This is a genomic window from Marinomonas rhizomae, assembly GCF_003315485.1.
GTDB classification, from domain to species: domain Bacteria; phylum Pseudomonadota; class Gammaproteobacteria; order Pseudomonadales; family Marinomonadaceae; genus Marinomonas; species Marinomonas rhizomae.
This window is the reverse complement of sequence record NZ_QNSE01000008.1, coordinates 131,044-148,940: the sequence shown is the minus strand read 5'-3', so window position 1 is coordinate 148,940 and position 17,897 is coordinate 131,044. Positions and strand designations below refer to the sequence as shown.

Below are 17,897 nucleotides of genomic sequence, written 5' to 3'. Positions count from 1 at the left end.
TTTTAGTCCAATTAACCAGACATCACAACAATATGTCGCAATTAGATAAGTTGATAGCTATCAAAGGAGTGAAATTTTCATAATAATCATATCCAGAGTCCGAACTAAATACTTTCGCAAAATCGCATTAACAACTAGTTTTATTAAGAACACCACTCATGAGGGATGAGTTCTAATGACTGACCACAAAAAAAATGAATTAATCGAACGTGTTGAAGTAGAAATAAACGACAACTTCGGCACTGTAGAAGCGAACAACCTGATTCAACTTGCCCACCTCTACTTCCAGGACTCTCTAACGGAAGATTTGGCCAATGAATCTATAGAGAACCTATACGGCACAATACTATGCCTATGGGATTTTTTACAGCAACGTCCAGTAAATCAACCTAAGGTTCGTGTCTACAATCCGAACTACGAAGAACACAGCTGGCAGTCGACTCATACCGTTATAGAGATTCTAACGGATGATATGCCCTTCCTTGTTTCGTCTTTTAATATGGCTCTGGTTCGTCTTGGCCACACCATTCATTTAACGGCACACCCGGTTGTACCCGTTGAACGCAATAAGAAAGGTGAACTACAAGGTATCAACCCATCTTCAAAGCCTCAAGAAGCCTTAATGCGTTTTGAGATCGACCGCTTATCAGACATCAACTTACTAGATGAAATCAAAGAAGAGCTACTGAATAGCTTAGTTGATGTAAAGAAAACTGTCGCAGATTGGCCAACAATGAAAGCCAAACTAAGCGATATTATTAGCGAATCAGAAAAACTTGCCCATCTGAAACAGAACGAAGAACATCAAGAAATCCTTGATTTCTTGCGCTGGGTTGCCAATGATCACTTCACCTTTATTGGCTTCCGCGCTTACGACCTTTCAGTGGAAGGTGACGAAACACACCTTAAATTGGTGGAAGGCTCAGGTCTAGGAACCTTCCGCGACATCAACGATAAGAAAGTAAAGCGTGATATCGTTTTACAAGACAACCTAGCTAAATTAGCAGTAGACCCTAATAACATTCTTGTTTTAACCAAGTCTACTGCAGTTTCTACCGTCCATCGTCCCGTTCACCTTGATTACCTTGGTGTAAAACGCTTCGACAAAAAAGGCAATGTGATTGGCGAATGGCGCTTCTTTGGTTTGTACTCATCTGCGGCTTATATCGCACGTTTACAAGACATCCCATTATTGCGAAAAAAACTGAATGTCATTGTTGAAAAAGCCGACGTAGACCCGAATAGCCATAAGGGCAAAAACCTTAAGCATATCTTAAACAGTTACCCACGTGATGAGATGTTACAAGCTCCTGTTGAAGAGCTTTTTGGCACTATCGAGAGCATTCTTGCCATTCAAGAACGCCGCCAACTACGTGTATTTCTCCGCAAAGATATTTACGGCCGATTCTTAAACGCTTTAGTTTACGTACCACGCGACCGCTACAACACTGAGTTGCGTATGAAGATGCAAGACATCTTGATGACTGCATGCAATGGCACCAGCTCTGAATTCAATGTGCAGTTTTCACAACTTGTCCTAGCGCGAGTTAACTTCACTATTCAAATAGCTGATCCTAAACAAAGCCCTACCATTGACGCTGAAGACATCCAGCGAAAAATGCAAGATGCAATGAGTTCATGGGAAGACAAGCTGTTAACAGCTCTTCATAAGAGCCATGGGGAAGAAAGCGGTAACATTCTTTTCAACGACTATGTTCCTTACTTGCCTGCCGCCTACCGTGAAGATTTCTCACCGAACGCCGCCGTACTAGATATTGAACGTCTAGGTCAATTGGCTGGTGAAGGCGATATTTCAACACATATTTACCGCCAAGTTGGACAAACAAAGAACAATTACTTTTTCAAAGTATACGGTGCAGGCACAACACTTATTTTGTCTGACGTATTGCCTATTTTGGAATGCATGGGCCTACGAGTATTAGAAGCTCGCCCATACGAACTAGACCAAAATGGTGATGGTACGGCAAACACATGGGTGGTTGAATTTGCCATCAGTGTAGATGCGGACATCAATCTTGAGAAAAATTCTCAGCGCGAAGCATTCCAAGACGCATTCAACCAAGTCTTCAGCCGTCGTGTTGAAAATGATCGTTTTAACGCCCTAGTTCTAAGCGCTTCCTTAACGTGGCGCCAAGTGACTATGCTGCGCGCCTTAACTAAATACCTAATGCAACTTCAAGTGCCTTTCTCTTTGCAGTACATGCAACAAACCCTAGAGAAAAATGCAGGTATCGCTCGTCTTTTGGTTCAACTTTTCGAACAACGCTTCGATCCTAGCCAAGAAGCAAAACGCGATGAAAAAGTACAAAAACTACTTGATAAAATTGTCCTAGAATTGGATCAAGTTGCCAACTTGGACGAAGACCGCATTTTGAAACACTACCTTTCTGTGATTCAAGCCATGCTGCGTACCAACTTCTATCAAGCTGACGCAGAAGGCGAAATCAAAGATTACGTTTCGTTTAAATTGGATCCTTCACAAATTCCAGCGGTACCACTACCAAGACCGAAATTTGAGATTTTCGTTTATGCGCCATGGGTGGAAGGCATTCACATGCGCGGCGGTAAAGTTGCTCGTGGCGGGCTGCGCTGGTCTGATCGTATGGAAGATTTCCGAACCGAAGTACTGGGCCTAGTAAAAGCTCAAATGGTGAAGAACGCCGTTATTGTTCCATCTGGGGCAAAAGGTGGTTTTGTTGCCAAACAATTGAAAAAGAATGCCTCTCGTGAAGAAGTACAAGCAGAAGTCATTCACTGCTACACCACCTTCATTAGTGGTTTGCTAGACATTACAGACAACTTGGTTCAAAACGAAGTGGTGCCACCTCTATCCGTACTTCGTTATGACGAAGACGACCCGTACTTAGTTGTAGCAGCAGATAAAGGCACTGCAACCTTCTCAGACTTGGCGAACAGCATTTCTGCGAAATACGGATTCTGGTTAGGGGACGCTTTTGCCTCTGGTGGCTCTAATGGTTATGACCATAAAAAAATGGGCATCACAGCTCGTGGCGCTTGGGAATCGGTTAAACGTCAATTCAAAGAAATTGGCATTGATTGTCAAACTACAGACTTTACCGCTGTTGGTGTAGGTGACATGGCTGGCGACGTATTTGGTAATGGTATGCTGCTATCTGAACATACTTGCCTCATTGCGGCGTTTAACCACATGCACATTTTTATCGACCCAACGCCAAATGCGGCGACATCTTTTGCAGAACGTGAGCGTATGTTCAAACTACCCCGCTCCTCCTGGGAAGATTATAACAAAGAGCTTATTTCTAAAGGCGGTGGCATCTTCAATCGCTCTGCGAAATCTATTCCGATCAATGCGGATATCCGTAAAGCCTTAGGCATCGAAGGCAATATCAAATCCATGGCACCAACTGATTTGATCAATGCCATCCTAAAAGCCCCTGTTGATCTACTTTGGAACGGCGGTATCGGTACTTACGTTAAATCCGAAGGCGAGTCTCACGCAGATGCAGGTGACAGTGCTAACAATGGGTTGCGTGTAAACGGCAAAGAATTACGCTGCAAGATCGTTGGTGAAGGCGGTAACCTAGGTTTAACTCAACTAGGTCGTATTGAATTTGCTCAGAAAGGCGGCTTAATCAGCACCGATGCGATTGATAACTCTGCAGGCGTAGACAGCTCGGATCACGAAGTAAATATCAAGATTCTACTAAATCGCGTGGTTGAAAATGGCGATTTGACTGAGAAGCAACGCAATAGCTTGCTGGCCGAAATGACCGATGAAGTGGGCAAACTCGTTTTACGCCATAACCTTGGTCAAAGCCATGTATTGTCTTTGGCAAACGCACAAGCACCAGAACGCTTAGCGGATCATTGGCGTTTAATTCAATCGCTGGTCCGTGAAGGTCGCCTGAATCGTGAAATCGAGTACTTGCCTAGCGATACTCAAATCAAAAAACGCCTGAACAAAGGTCAAGGCTTAACACGCCCTGAAATCTCAGTCCTACTAGCTTATTCGAAAATAAAATTGTCTGAGCAATTGGTAGAAGACGGCATTGGTGAAGACGTCGATTTGACCACTCAAATAAACGAATACTTCCCAACTCAGTTGACCAAACATTTTGGCGACCAAATGGCGTCACACCCATTGATTCAAGAGATCATCGCGGGCCATGTAACCAACAATGTAGGCAATCGCATGGGGCCAACATTTAGCACCTATATGCAAGAAGAAACTGGCGCATCTTCTTTAAATGTTGTACGTGCTTATATGGCTGCAGAAGATATTTTTGGTATTCCCGCACTTTGGGATGCAATCAACGGGCTAGACTTTACTGTTTCTAACCCAGTACTGAATAGTTTATTAATTCGTATCCAAGGATTACTAGAACGTTCGACACTTTGGCTATTGCGTAATACTCGCGAAAGTTTGTCTATTCAACGATTGAAAGACACTTACAAGCCTGGTGTAGAAGTGATTAGAGCCAATATGCAGGCGATTTTGACAGAGTCTAGTCAAGCGCATTTGGCCGATATTGCTACAAGCCTTATCGAACAAAACATCCCAGCAGATGTAGCAGAAAGACTGTCGTCTCTTCACTACCTGTTCTACGGGTTAGACATCATTCGCGTCGCGGCCAACACCGAGACCGAAGTATTGGATGTCGCACAAACCTACTTCGCACTTGAAATGGACTTAGAGTTGCATTGGTTACGCCATAAAGCCAGTGAGTTATCTGCTGACGATATGTGGCAGCGTCGTGCAAAAGCAGGCCTAGGTGATGAAGTAGACAATAGTTTAAGAACCCTCACCCAAGAAGTCATTCAATCCAGTGTCGATATCAAGCAACTGGAGCAACGTCTGACTCATTGGCGCGAATCAAATAATGATAGCATCAAGCATTATCGTGCGACTTTTAGTGAAATAAAAGCCGAAAGCGAATTAACACTTGCTATGGTAACTGTCGCTATTCGTGAGTTGAGAAATCTGATATAAACCAAAAGAAGGGTGGCCGCCGTTGTGGCCACCTATTTTTAAGAGGTCTTTTTTTAAGATGGATAGAAAAGTGGCACAACAAGTTACAAGAGCAACCTTTGATGAAGTAATGGTTCCTAACTACGCTCCTTCTGCGATTATTCCAGTACGTGGCGAAGGCTCTCGTATATGGGACAAAGAAGGCAAAGAGTACATCGACTTTGCAGGCGGCATTGCTGTTACTGCATTGGGGCATTCAAATCCGACTCTAGTCAACGTTATGCGTGAGCAAGCTGGGCAGCTTTGGCACTTGTCCAATGTCATGACCAACGAACCTGCACTACGATTAGCTCAAAAGTTGACTGAAAAGACCTTTGCTGACCGAGTATTCTTTGCAAACAGCGGCGCAGAAGCCAATGAAGCTGCTTTTAAACTCGTTCGTCGCTACGCATTTGATAATTTCGGCCCAGAAAAACACGAAATTATCGCCTTTTATAAATCTTTCCATGGTCGTACTTTGTTTACCGTTTCTGTAGGCGGCCAAGCAAAATACAAAGAAGGCTTTGAACCAACTCCAGGTGGTATAAAGCATTGCGACTACAATGACATTGAGCAACTTAAAGCTATCATCAGCGATAAAACCTGTGCCGTTGTTATGGAACCCATCCAAGGCGAAGGCGGAATCATTCCTGCCGATACTGAATTTGCCAAGCAAGTTCGTGAGTTGTGTGATCAATACAATGCATTATTGGTTTATGACGAAGTGCAATCCGGTGTCGGTCGAACAGGTACACTGTACGCTTACGAACAACTTGGCGTAAAACCGGATGTTCTAACTACAGCAAAAGCCTTAGGTAACGGCTTCCCTGTTGGTGCTATGTTAGCAACTGAAAACGCGGCAAAAAGCCTAGCCTTTGGTACTCACGGTAGTACTTATGGTGGCAACCCAATGGCTTGCGCCATTGCTGAAGCCGTCATTGATATCGTTGACACACCTGAAGTATTAGGCGGTGTTGCAAAACGTCACGACCTCTTTGTTGAAGGTCTAAAAGCACTCAATGAAAAACACCATATCTTTAAAGATATCCGCGGCATGGGTCTTTTAATCGGTGCCGAAGTAATAGATGAGCTTGCAGGTAAAGCTGGTGAAATCGTTAAAGCGTCTGCTGAAGAAGGACTATTTGTCCTTGTCGCTGGTCCAAACGTATTACGTCTAGCGCCATCTTTAATTATCTCTGAAGAAGACATTGCTGATGGCCTTGCTCGACTAGATAAAGCCATTGCAAAGGTTGTTGCTAACAACAAAGCTGCGTAAGCAAATTTGCATCAGATAACCTGATAAAAATCGGACCTCGGTCCGATTTTTTTTATATATTACAAATTAATCGACAACACTTTTTCAAACGCCCCTTCGCCTCCAACTTGAACCTGCGTCAATTCTTCATCAGCTATTGTTAATTGGGTCACTAGTCGTGATGCCATTTTCATCGCTCGACCTTGCTCAAAAACTGCCTGCTGATAACCAAGGTAGCGATTTAAATAACAGGCTAGCGCCCCACTCGAACTGCCGGTTGCAGACTCTTCAGGAATGCCCACAGCGGGTGCGAAATTTCGGCAGCTCGCCGTATAAGATTCTTCTGTTGGGTTCAATTCAAAGACGTGAAATCCAACACATTGGTGCTGTTGGCAAAAACGCGTTATCGCACTACCATCAGCTTCAAGAGAGTCCAAAACGCCGTAGGGGACAGGAATCAGTACATCAACCAATCCAGTAGACACCGCTTGAATAGGCAATCCTGATTGGGAGATAAGCTGAGCTTGCACCCCCAACATAGGAGCAACCTCTTCCGCACTAAATTCAGCCGACCAAATTGGCAAATTTTGACTCATCAAGACATCGCCATTTAGTGCTACCTCAACGGCTAAGATTCCCGCTTTTGTTTCCTGTTGATAACTTCCTGCCGAAATGTGCTGTAAATGGCGTAATAACCAAAACGCACTTAAGGTGGCATGACCGCAAAAATCCACTTCTACGGTGGGAGTGAAGAAAGACACCTGAAAATCAGCTTTATTGCTTTGGCTCACAAAGGCCGTTTCTGACACCCCCACTTGCTTAGCGATAGATTGTTTCTGGGTATCCGAGAGCCTATCTGTATGCAACACCACACCAGCCAAATTTCCACCTTGCCCTGCAACAGAAAAAGCTCGAACTAAGTACACATCAACTTGCGCCATATAATTACCCAACTACCCTGATCCCATAACTTGCCGCCTTATTATAGTAAAAATAGGCGCCTTATTAATGAATTATCGTCTTTTTTGCTGATTCCTTATAGCCTAGTTGATTGTGATTATCACTTTACTGGTTTAAGCTCCGATAATTCGCCATTAACTAACACTGCATAAATCAATGGCTTACTCACCTAAACCGATTAACTAACATAGAGAAACAACAACGTGTTTCAATCTTTCTTTCCTAAACCCAAGCTATTTTTTCTCAGTTTTACCATCTGGGCACTTGTGTGTGTTATTGGCTGGTATGCAAAAGTCCAAGACTTAGGAAGTATCTTAAGCCTTGGCTCGCTATTCGGCGTACATTTTCCAGAAGCATTAGCTGAAGGTGCAGATGCCGCCGCCCAAGCCGCCTTTAAGAGCGCACAAGATACGGCATTCGATATTTGGTTATACCAATATATGGCCGCTTGTTATGCTATATTTATTGGCAGCTGGGTCATTTATGGTGGTCAGAAATGGGCTAAATGGTCAGTCGTTGGTTCAGGGTTAATTGTGTTTATTACTTGGTTCCAAGTACAAGTTAGCGTCATGATTAACGAATGGTATGGCAGTTTTTACGACTTAATTCAAAAAGCACTAAGCGCACCAAATAGCATCACCATAGATGAGTATTTCACGCAGCTTTTCACTTTTGCTGGTATCGCATTTGTATTTATTTCTGTTGCTGTACTAAATAGTTTTTTTGTTAGCCACTATGTATTTAGATGGCGTACTGCCATGAATAATTACTACGCTTCTAAATGGCAGCAAGTACGCCATATAGAAGGTGCATCTCAGCGGATTCAAGAAGATACTATGCGTTTCGCTAGCATTGTTGAAACTCTAGGCGTTCGCTTTTTAGACTCGATGATGACACTACTGGCCTTCCTGCCTGTATTATGGGGGCTTTCTTCCTATGTGAAAGAATTACCATTCATAGGCGAAGTACCGCAGGCTTTGGTCTTCATTGCAATTCTTTGGTCTATTGTTGGTACTACACTTTTGGCTGTCGCAGGGATCAGACTTCCAGGTCTAGAATTCAAAAACCAGCGTGTCGAAGCGGCTTACAGGAAAGAATTGGTCTACGGTGAAGATCACGCAGACAGAGCAGAGCCCATTAAACTAGCGGAATTATTCACTAACGTACGTAAAAACTACTTCAACCTGTACGCCAATTATTTGTATTTTAATATCGTTCGATATGGCTACCTACAGGCTGGTGTTTTGGTGCCTCTAATCGCTCTCGGCCCTTCTATTGTAGCGGGCGCCCTTACTTTAGGTATCTTTCAACGTATCAGTAATGCCTTTAATCAAGTAGAAGGGTCTTTTCAATTCCTGGTCAACTCATGGACAACCATCGTAGAGTTATTATCTATCTACAAACGTTTAAAAGCCTTTGAAGCGGCAATTGATAACCAACCTCTTCCTACAGAAGACCAGAATTTTATCGAAACACAACCGTAGTTAAATAACCTGAATTCATTTAAACAGAAAGCCCGCCAGATTACATCTAGCGGGCTTTCTGTTATTTGTTACTTTTCAAGCCAATAACCCACGACATTAAACTTTTACGTTAATATTCTCCACTGTTTGCAGTCGGTAAGTTCTTATTCAACCTAAAAATAGCTTAAAAAAGGAAGCTTTGCTAACTTAACGTAAATTTCTATCGAAAAATATCTTACAATCCATTTTTTTGATATTTTTTGTTAAAACACCTCACAGGGACGGTAGAAATGGAAGACTCGAGCCTAATCGAAACGGTGCTTAACGACCTACAAGAAGCAAATGAATTTGAAGATTTAAAAAAGATTATATCATTTTTTCTGTCTAATATAGGAATAGATCAATTTGCTTTTATTTGCAATGATAGTTGTGTTTCAAAGAATCAAACACCATTGATAATATCGAATTATCAAACAGAATGGTTAGACACTTATACTAAAAATAAGTATTATAAAATTGATCCTATTATCAAAAAAACGATAAAAGACTCTATACCTTTCCATTGGAACGAGTTATTAATAAAAAATAAAACTACAATATTAGAAGAAGAATTTCTTCAAGATGCAAAAAAACATTTAATCAAAATAGATGAAGGGATTACTATTCCAACATATGTTAGAGGACAAAATTTTACATCACTAAATCTTTGCCAGTATTCAGATAACAAACATGCCAAAAAAATAGAAAAAAAATATTCTTATCATTTATTAAGTGTTGCAACAATGCTTCACCTTCGCGCTATTAGACTGAACGCTCCAATTATAGATAAAAAACTGACAAAGCGAGAAAAAGAATGTTTATTCTGGGCATCATTAGGAAAAAGCCAAGAAGAAACAGGCCAGATATTAGGAGTAAGTACTCGAACAATTCGTTTTCACAATGAAAACTCTATGGCTAAACTTGACGTAAAAAATATTACCTCAGCAGTGTCATTAGCTACAGCATTTGGCTATATCTAAATTAGGAAAATAGATGTTTACTATGAGTAAGATACACTTTCAAGTGCTACCCTGTCGATTGGCAGACTAACTAAATAAACAACTTCTCCTATACTTCCAAGCCTTGAGCTTACATGACTGCACTTCCAACCACTGCGACCTAAACATGACAACATTTTTGCATCAACAGCAGCTAAATATCCTTTGGCACCTAACAATCCAGCAGATAAAATTAATTCTCGAAAAAAATCACTACAGGTAATTTTAGCATTTATCAAACCTCGATTACGTATAAGGAAAAACCTACTTATCTCGTAAAAACCTTTGAATATACTAAAGTCAAGATCAGGAAATGGAAGAACATCGTCTAACATACAACCCTCATCCAGAGACAAAAGCCTCGCAAACCCAGCCAATTGATTTGACGTAGTTGTTGAAACCAAGATATTCGTTTGAGGTAAATCATGTTGATCCCTTTCATACTTCCCATCAGATTTAATGTCCCAACCTAGTTGATCACAAAATATTGCTTTCCGAACAGCGAAGACTTCTAAAGCAAGTGAGTTTGAGAGGTCTGAATAACTAGTCAATCTATGAATTATCATTTAGCCCGTATCCTTTATATCAGTTCTATCAATATAAGAGTATATAAAATTACCTAACTAACTTCTTTGTATAGTGCTATTCACTAAAGAAACAGATATGGTGCCATCTCCTGAAAGATGGATCCTGTAGTCAGCCCTGGCAATCAATGACGCTCGGTGTGTTATCATGATCAGGGTTCTTGTTTTTTCTTTTAACATGTTTACTGCCATTTCTTCTGTTTTCGAATCAAGTGCCGATGTTGGTTCATCTAGAAGAATCGTTTCCTTGCGTCGAGCCAAAGCTCTAGCAATGGCAATACGCTGTTTTTCTCCGCCCGACACAGTCGCAGCGTCAAACCCAACATATCTATCAGCGACGGCATTTGAGTTAGGGTAGACATCCAAACTAAGCTCAGTAAAAATGCGGTTCATTTCATCATTCGACAAAGCAACATCAGCATTATATTGCACGTTATCTGCGATGCTTCCAGCCACTAGAAGTGGGTTCTGCGTTACTACAGCGATACGATCAAAAAAAGCCTGTTTATCTATTTTCTTAAAATCCACACCAAAAGCATATACGTTCCCCTTATCAGGATAAAGTAACCCACAAAGCATACGAAGAAGTGTTGTTTTACCTGCTCCAGAAGGTCCTGTAATAACGTAAGTTTTGCCTTGTATAAGACAAAGATTTATATCTTTAAATATCGTCCGATCCTCGATTTTATAAGACACAGACGATAATTCAAAGGCAATCTCTTTGTTTGTATCAGGCGCACAAGAACCTTGGGATTCTGTGGGCATATCGAGATAATAAAAGGCTCGATTAAGCAGCACTATATGGTTACGAAGCTCAATAAGAACACTTGCCAATAGGGCAAGTCGTAATGTGAGCTGCATAACATAACCATTGATCATTACAAAATCACCAACTGAATATTGTCCCAATACCACTTCTTTCACAACGTACAAGGTCGACACCATTAGCAAGATTCCTACAAGTAATACTTGTAAAAGCATGAGCATCCCAATTCGAAAGTTCCCAACAGTGACTTTATCAATGAAATGCTCAACTTTATCTGCGAATCCTTTATACTCCAAGGAATAAGCATTATTTAACTTTACTTCTTCTGCAAATCTCATTCTTTCCGAAAAATAAGACATAACACCATTGTTAGATTCCATAATACTCTGATGAATACCTTTGGCCTCACGTGATAGAAGGACTGAAATACTTACCAGAACAGAAATACTGGCGATAAAGAAAAAAGCAAATATGGGATTAATAAAATTCGCAAGAATACAAAAAACGAATAACAGCTCGATAACGGTTGGGACTAATATCCAAAATAGTGTATGAGTTAGCGCACTAAATCCACTATTTGAACGCTGTATGTCTGCAACTACAACACCTTGATCAAGCTTCTTAAACTCTACAAAAGAGAGTTTCAGTATATGCTCATATAGACCACGATAAAATGCCGCATCGCAGCGAACTAGAATGGCAGCGGATGCTATATTTTTTACCCATTCAAGTGCTTGAGCTAAAGTCCAGCAAATCACATAAGCAGCGGCAGTACCTAGAGTGACAGTCATTATCATATTTTTATCAGCAAGTTTATTTGCCGTTTCTCTAAGTAAAATGGGTACAGACGAATTTATCAGAGCTAAGGTAAGAAGAACTAATGTGACACCTATAAAATAAGACAGTATTTTAGGATAATAAGACTTAGTGAGCAAAAATGCTCTCCGGTATTGCTTCCATCCATTACGCATTACTTGCTACCTTAACTTGTGGAGCGACATAGAGACGTAATCAGGTTCACCCAATGGCTTTCCATTTAACTCCAGCCAAGCATGAGCCATGAAACTATATTTTTGAACACCTATTATTAGGGAAGTATACGTTCCATGCCCACTCAAAAGACGATCCTGCAGTGCCACAGAAAACTCAAAGCACGCGACTTTAAATGGAACCAAACGTGAAGCAAAAACTAAAGAATTTATTTCTTTTTTTATTATATGTTCAGGAAGGTTAATAGGTTTTTTTATAGGTAAATCATTCTTTTCAAGAATACTTGAAAGCTTACCGACTTTAATCTTTAAGTATGCTTTCATGAGAGCCCCAATAGCCAAAAGTATCGCCCTAACATCAATATCACATTGACAGTGTAAAGTTTTAAACCTCATAGACTCACTCCATGTGAAATCATCAAGCCCATGAGTATAGCTACGGTTGATTATTTGTGGGTTCAAAGAGTGCTCTAATATTCCGATATCTAAAAGCTCCATTGTAGATTTACAAATAGACTGATCAACCAGAGCCCCGAGGATGCTAGAAGTATCCTGCTTATTAAAAAGTATAAAATTATCAGTCATTGCATCAAGAATTATTAATTCATCATTTGCTACGACATGCCAAACATCTTTTGAAAATTTCACGTTGCCCTCCTCCACCTTTACTCTCCTAAAACTCTGGACCAATGCACGAAAAATATCTCCATAGCTAAAGCGTTCATAAGAGCAGGCTCTATACTAGCCCCTCCTATAGCTACCATTTTTAAACAAGGCAACATATCTTCCGACCTATAAATTCCATATTTTTGGCCTACTCCTGAATTTAGTAATTCAGCAAGATAATGATAATTTTGGCTTACGGCTTGTTGAAATAAACCTGTAAGGTGCCCTTTACTTATGCGACTAAAGTCCTCAGTTGAAAAATGCTGATTCATTGACTGCCTAAAAGGAAACCGAGATTGATACTTATCTACAAACTTATGCGGAGCTATATTCATAGCATAATGAAGCATCGCTGGTTGCGTAAATGGATGAACCATTCTGTACGAAAGACCACAATTATTCCAAACACTATTTTCATAACACGCCTGCTGTATCATTCTTTTATGAAGATATTTACCTGGAGTCAGAGTAAATCTGTGATTTCCGATTCCTCGACCAACATTTCTATATCTTAACGGCGCAAGAAGGCCCTCACCATAGAAATCAGATATTTTCCTATAGTAACGTATGGCACTAAATATATTACCTTTCATGAGTAAATCTATTGTAACTATAGGATTAGGTGGATCTAAAAATATATGATCTCCACCATGTCCATTTAGCACAAATAAATCAGAAGTACTAACTTGAGACTTAATAAATTTATCCTTCTGAGCCATACTTAAAATTGAAACACTAGGCCTATCAGGGAGATACTCTCTAGGTGGTAATAAAAAAAGATCATTAGGGTCAATAAGGTCTATTTTATGAGAGATTTTTAATTTTTTAGCTATGCGAATCGCATGATTTATATCACTTGAGTTCTGAGAATTTGGATCCCCCCATGTAACTGAAAGAGCATTACTACGTTCCGATATGGCATAAGCAATACTTGTAGAATCAGTTCCTCCTGAGAACTCCAAAAGAACAGGCTTATCAAGTGGTGGCAAAGACTCCATTAAAGCCTTTACAGGGTGTTGTTGAACTATGATATTTCTTTCTGAATACTGTCCCCTAAACCATGGCTCATAGATACATTCAACACTCTTAGAGTTAAGGGTAATAGTTGCTCCTGGTAATAATAAAAACACATTTTCCCAAGCAGTTTCATAACCAAAACTTTCACCAAAGGTAATATGCTTCTTTAAAAAAATCAAATTTAATGATGGCTTTACATCTTGCAGTAATTTTTTCAATGAGTCCCATATAATATATTCTGAATTTTTATAAGACATATAAAATGTATTATCAAATGTATTGTTTATTAATTTAGCAAAATCCTTCTTAGAATTTACCTCATGAATCAAATCTAGCTCTACATTTGAAACATTATTTTTAATAGAAAAACTAATAGCATCCATTTTACTAACTTTCTCATTACAAAAATAAAGGTAAGCAGTGAAAATAATTTTTCACTGCTTACATAATTTATCTAACGTCTCCAGACGAAAGATGTTATCTCCAAAATAGCACCACCAGAGACACCATTAATTTTAGACGCCGCATTTTTTATTACAACAGCATCACTAATTTCTTTACTTTTACGAACAACCTGTTTTTTATGAGAAAATTTAAACATAATAATATCCTTTTAATTTTATATTAAATTAAGAAGACCTAAGCCTTCGATATAAAATTAAAAGAAAAAAAAACACAAAACAACTGTCAAACATGACAGGTACATAATAAAAACATAATATTTCCAATAAAAACAATTATATTACTAGTCATGAAAATTAATTCCAGAAAATAAAAAAGCCCCGAAATCTTTAGACTCGGGGCTTTTTTATGTTTATGCACTTGTTAGTGGGAAACCTAACACTTAGATCAAACGTTAATGTTGATGTTCTGACCTAAGTTATCTGTCGTAGTGTGTGATCCACTGCTTGCCGCAGGCGTCACATTTTTTGCAGCTTCTGCCAATAGCTCAAGGTTCTGCTGACCTTGTTGCTCTTGAGCTGTCTTGGCTAAATTAGCGCTGTAGACTTCGCTCGCATAATCCATCGCAGGACTGCTAACACCGTTAATACTTGGCATTCTTCCTCCTATCAGTAGTGAATGGTGGATCTAAAAAACTGACCAATAACTAAAGTATAGCGCCTGATTGGCTAATTTACGAACACCTTTTTGTAACACTATTCATAATAAGAGAACAAAGACAACGTTTAAATTTTTTCATCATTAACAAAACTATCCCAATACTGACTCACTAAGTTCTGGTTATCCACCAGTGTATCCTTCTGAACCACTCGGCCTTGTTGCTGTAAACTTAACCTGTGAGTTAGGGACCGATAAAGTGTATAGGTATCGGTCATCTTTTCTGCTTGCTCCGACTCTATCAAGCCAACTGAAGCCGCGGCTTCTAGCTGACGGACATTGTCTGAATAGCGCATCAATTCGGAATATTTGCAGGACCAAGCTAGTACTAAATATTGCACTATGAATTCAATATCAATAATGCCTCCAGCGCCTTGCTTAAGGTCAAAACCTTTCTCTTTGCCGCCTGTATCAAGATGAGCGCGCATTTTCTCACGCATTTTGATGACCTCGGTTTTTAACACATTACGATCTCGAGTCGAGGCAATAATATCTTTACGGCAATCTTCAAATTTAGCCAGTAAATTAGACTCTCCCGCCAAGCCGCGAGAGCGGGTCAAAGCTTGGTGCTCCCAAACCCAGGCTTCTTTTTGTTGATAATCTTTAAAGGCTTCCAAACTAGAAACCAGCAAGCCTGAATTTCCTGAAGGGCGCAAACGCATATCCACTTCATACAGACGACCAGCGGCGGTAAAGCTAGTAATCATATGAATTAAACGCTGGCCAAGACGTGTATAGAAAGTAAGATTGTCGATACTACGATTTCCGTCTGTACTACCGTTCGCCTGTGCATTATGAATAAACACAAGATCGAGGTCTGAATCGTAACCCAGCTCCCAACCTCCTGATTTCCCATAACCAATAATCGCCAGTTGCGGTGTAAAAGCAACTTCACCTTTGCTTACAGGAAAGCCATGTTTCTTAGTTAAATACTGCCACGATTGCTGTAAGACTTGATCCAAAAGTACCTCCGCCAACCAAGTTAAGTGATCACTTACTTTCATGACAGGTAGTATTTCTGTGATATCACAGGCGGCAATACGTAAAATAATAGAACGTCTAAAGCGACGCATGGCATCCATCTGAGCTTCTTCATCGTCTTCCGGCAAACGCAACAATATCTGCTGCAACTCTTCCGTTAGCATATTTTTATCAGGTGGTGAAAAGAGCGTATTCGCATCTAGCAGCTCATCCAACAACGCAGGTGTCGTCGAAATCGCTTCAGTAAACCAGACACTTTCTCGACACAATCGAATTAGATGAGTCAGTGCTGTTTGGTTTTCACATAACAAAACCAGATAGGCAGTACGTCGTAGTACCGCTTCTAGAATAGGAAAAACACGTTCTAATACCAAATCTGGGTTGGCTTCATCTGTTAACTTAGAAATCAGGGCCGCTAAAAATACAGCAAGCCTTTCATGGCCAATAGGCTGCATAAACACTACGGTGCGGGAACTGAGCAATTGAGAAATTCGTGAAATGCTCGCTTCTTGATCTTGCCAGGCAATCAACTCTATCGCGTCTTGTATGGCCTCTCGGTCTTCTGGATGCTTAATCAGCAAGCGCCATGTTTCCTGACTTTTAACTTCCTCACTGCTCTCATGACCATCGTCGATCAATGCCACAAAAGAGCGATGCACATTTTTTCGCACTTCCCAAAGTCGTTTATCCAAAGCCTCCCATGACGGAAAACCTACCATCAGGGCGATTCGCGTTCGTGCCTTTTCGTCTTCAGGCAATAACTGTGTTTGCTCATCGTTCACTGCTTGTAATGCGTGTTCAGTACGACGTAACAGTAAATACGCTTCACGAAGTTGATCCATCTCTTCCACTGGTAAATAGTCCTGCTGAGCAAGGTAAGACAAGACTTTCAACAAAGAGGGTGTTTGCAAACCTTGATCTCGACCACCATGTAATATCTGTAAAGCTTGAGCGATAAATTCCACTTCCCGAATACCACCTTCGCCCAATTTAATATTGTGCTCAATCCCTTTACGGCGTACTTCTTTAGCAATCATCTGCTTAAGATCGCGCAATGCGCCTATCGCACCAAAATCCAAATACTTGCGATAAACAAAAGGCTTTCGTAAGGCTTCAAATTCACCTACGTCCAACGCATTGCCCGACATGACACGTGCTTTAATCATGGCGTAACGTTCCCAATCTCGCCCTTGATCTTGGTAATAGTTTTCCAACGAATCCATATTGAGTACCAAAGCCCCCGACTGACCAAAAGGACGCAAGCGCATGTCGACTCTAAAAACAAAGCCGTCAGCATTAACCTGGTCTAAATGTTGAATCAGTTTTTGGCCTAACTTAGTAAAGTATTCTTGATGAGACAGACTTTTCTTCCCACCCTGAGTCTCACCATGCTCACGAAAAGCGAAAATCAAATCGATATCGGAAGACAGGTTTAACTCGTTGCCCCCCAACTTCCCCATACCAATGACAATCATCGATTGAGGCTGACCATTACCGTCTAACGCCTGACCATACAAAGCAAGGTAATGCTGCGTTATCCATTGAAGACTGGCATTGACACAAGCATCCGCCAATGCGCTTAAACGAGATGTAAGCTCGGTCAATGAAAGCCGCTGCTGGATGTCCAAAGCAATCAACCGCACCATCCACCACTGACGATATAAACGCAAACGCTTGATAAAGCCAGCTTCATCCAATGGCTCTAATGATTCTGTCGGGCAAGCGTTCATCTCACATAAAAAAAACGCTTCACCAGCCATTAACGCTTCCTTAGACGGCTTTTCTGGTAATTTTTTAAGCACTAGCAAATCGTCTAACCAATGGGGGAAACGAACGAATTGCTGATGCAAATACTCACTCAGCATCCACAAGGGCTCTAATACATCAATTTGCCCTTGGTTTAATAAATCAAGCCCCTGTCTTTCTCGAGCGTCATGGACGTGCTCTAGTAGCAAAGCACGAGAAGAGGATTGTTCACAAAATATTGCGTAATTTGGGTTCAAATGCGGAGGGATCACAAGGCTTCCTTACAAAATCTTCTTTTTATTT

The 17,897-nt window shown here is 40.6% G+C and carries 12 protein-coding genes; 4 read left to right on the top strand and 8 right to left on the bottom strand.

The window, feature by feature from the left end:
- Positions 1-175 precede the first annotated feature (175 nt).
- Positions 176-4,993, top strand: a complete 4,818-nt coding sequence (locus tag DFP80_RS11715; protein WP_113916985.1) for an NAD-glutamate dehydrogenase — start codon at positions 176-178, stop codon at positions 4,991-4,993.
- Between the two features lie 58 nt (positions 4,994-5,051).
- Complete coding sequence (locus DFP80_RS11710; protein ID WP_113916984.1) at positions 5,052-6,287, top strand: aspartate aminotransferase family protein; 1,236 nt, start codon at positions 5,052-5,054, stop codon at positions 6,285-6,287.
- 59 nt (positions 6,288-6,346) lie between these two features.
- Here the strand turns inward: DFP80_RS11710 and DFP80_RS11705 are convergent, their stop codons facing one another.
- Positions 6,347-7,207: a PhzF family phenazine biosynthesis protein gene (locus DFP80_RS11705; RefSeq protein WP_113916983.1), complete on the bottom strand. Its 861-nt coding sequence runs from the start codon at positions 7,205-7,207 to the stop codon at positions 6,347-6,349.
- Between the two features lie 222 nt (positions 7,208-7,429).
- On the opposite strand from DFP80_RS11705, the gene sbmA reads away from it, so the two are divergent.
- Together sbmA and DFP80_RS11695 are read left to right on the top strand one after the other, a co-directional pair.
- Positions 7,430-8,710 (top strand): peptide antibiotic transporter SbmA, encoded by a 1,281-nt coding sequence (gene sbmA, locus DFP80_RS11700; protein WP_113916982.1) that lies wholly within the window; start codon positions 7,430-7,432, stop codon positions 8,708-8,710.
- Between the two features lie 269 nt (positions 8,711-8,979).
- Positions 8,980-9,708, top strand: a complete 729-nt coding sequence (locus DFP80_RS11695) for a helix-turn-helix transcriptional regulator (protein ID WP_113916981.1) — start codon at positions 8,980-8,982, stop codon at positions 9,706-9,708.
- A 20-nt stretch (positions 9,709-9,728) separates the two neighbouring features.
- On the opposite strand, the gene DFP80_RS11690 is transcribed toward DFP80_RS11695, so the two are convergent.
- From DFP80_RS11690 to glnE, 7 genes are all read right to left on the bottom strand, one after another.
- On the bottom strand, positions 9,729-10,292 hold the full coding sequence (locus DFP80_RS11690) for an acyl-homoserine-lactone synthase (RefSeq protein ID WP_113916980.1): 564 nt from the start codon (positions 10,290-10,292) through the stop codon (positions 9,729-9,731).
- Positions 10,293-10,349: 57 nt separating this feature from the next.
- Positions 10,350-12,047 carry an ATP-binding cassette domain-containing protein gene (locus DFP80_RS11685; RefSeq protein WP_113916979.1) on the bottom strand — a complete coding sequence of 566 codons (1,698 nt, stop codon included), beginning with the start codon at positions 12,045-12,047 and terminating at the stop codon, positions 10,350-10,352.
- Positions 12,048-12,053: 6 nt separating this feature from the next.
- Positions 12,054-12,713: a lasso peptide biosynthesis B2 protein gene (locus tag DFP80_RS11680; protein ID WP_147243851.1), complete on the bottom strand. Its 660-nt coding sequence runs from the start codon at positions 12,711-12,713 to the stop codon at positions 12,054-12,056.
- Between the two features lie 17 nt (positions 12,714-12,730).
- On the bottom strand, positions 12,731-14,131 hold the full coding sequence (locus tag DFP80_RS11675; RefSeq protein ID WP_113916977.1) for an asparagine synthase-related protein: 1,401 nt from the start codon (positions 14,129-14,131) through the stop codon (positions 12,731-12,733).
- Between the two features lie 71 nt (positions 14,132-14,202).
- Positions 14,203-14,349 carry a hypothetical protein gene (locus tag DFP80_RS20680; RefSeq protein ID WP_158601350.1) on the bottom strand — a complete coding sequence of 49 codons (147 nt, stop codon included), beginning with the start codon at positions 14,347-14,349 and terminating at the stop codon, positions 14,203-14,205.
- Between the two features lie 248 nt (positions 14,350-14,597).
- Positions 14,598-14,807 (bottom strand): hypothetical protein, encoded by a 210-nt coding sequence (locus DFP80_RS11670; RefSeq protein WP_113916976.1) that lies wholly within the window; start codon positions 14,805-14,807, stop codon positions 14,598-14,600.
- Between the two features lie 128 nt (positions 14,808-14,935).
- Entirely contained in the window at positions 14,936-17,866 is a 2,931-nt protein-coding gene (glnE, locus tag DFP80_RS11665) for a bifunctional [glutamate--ammonia ligase]-adenylyl-L-tyrosine phosphorylase/[glutamate--ammonia-ligase] adenylyltransferase (RefSeq protein WP_113916975.1), read from the bottom strand.
- Positions 17,867-17,897 lie beyond the last annotated feature (31 nt).

Bases quoted from the DNA above. Each gene is read 5' to 3' on its own strand.
- DFP80_RS11715 (WP_113916985.1), top strand. From the start codon at position 176: ATGACTGACCACAAAAAAAATGAATTAATCGAACGTGTTGAAGTAGAA.
- DFP80_RS11710 (WP_113916984.1), top strand. From the start codon at position 5,052: ATGGATAGAAAAGTGGCACAACAAGTTACAAGAGCAACCTTTGATGAA.
- DFP80_RS11705 (WP_113916983.1), bottom strand. From the start codon at position 7,207: ATGGCGCAAGTTGATGTGTACTTAGTTCGAGCTTTTTCTGTTGCAGGG.
- DFP80_RS11695 (WP_113916981.1), top strand. From the start codon at position 8,980: ATGGAAGACTCGAGCCTAATCGAAACGGTGCTTAACGACCTACAAGAA.
- DFP80_RS11690 (WP_113916980.1), bottom strand. From the start codon at position 10,292: ATGATAATTCATAGATTGACTAGTTATTCAGACCTCTCAAACTCACTT.
- DFP80_RS11685 (WP_113916979.1), bottom strand. From the start codon at position 12,047: ATGCGTAATGGATGGAAGCAATACCGGAGAGCATTTTTGCTCACTAAG.
- DFP80_RS11675 (WP_113916977.1), bottom strand. From the start codon at position 14,131: ATGGATGCTATTAGTTTTTCTATTAAAAATAATGTTTCAAATGTAGAG.
- DFP80_RS20680 (WP_158601350.1), bottom strand. From the start codon at position 14,349: ATGTTTAAATTTTCTCATAAAAAACAGGTTGTTCGTAAAAGTAAAGAA.
- DFP80_RS11670 (WP_113916976.1), bottom strand. From the start codon at position 14,807: ATGCCAAGTATTAACGGTGTTAGCAGTCCTGCGATGGATTATGCGAGC.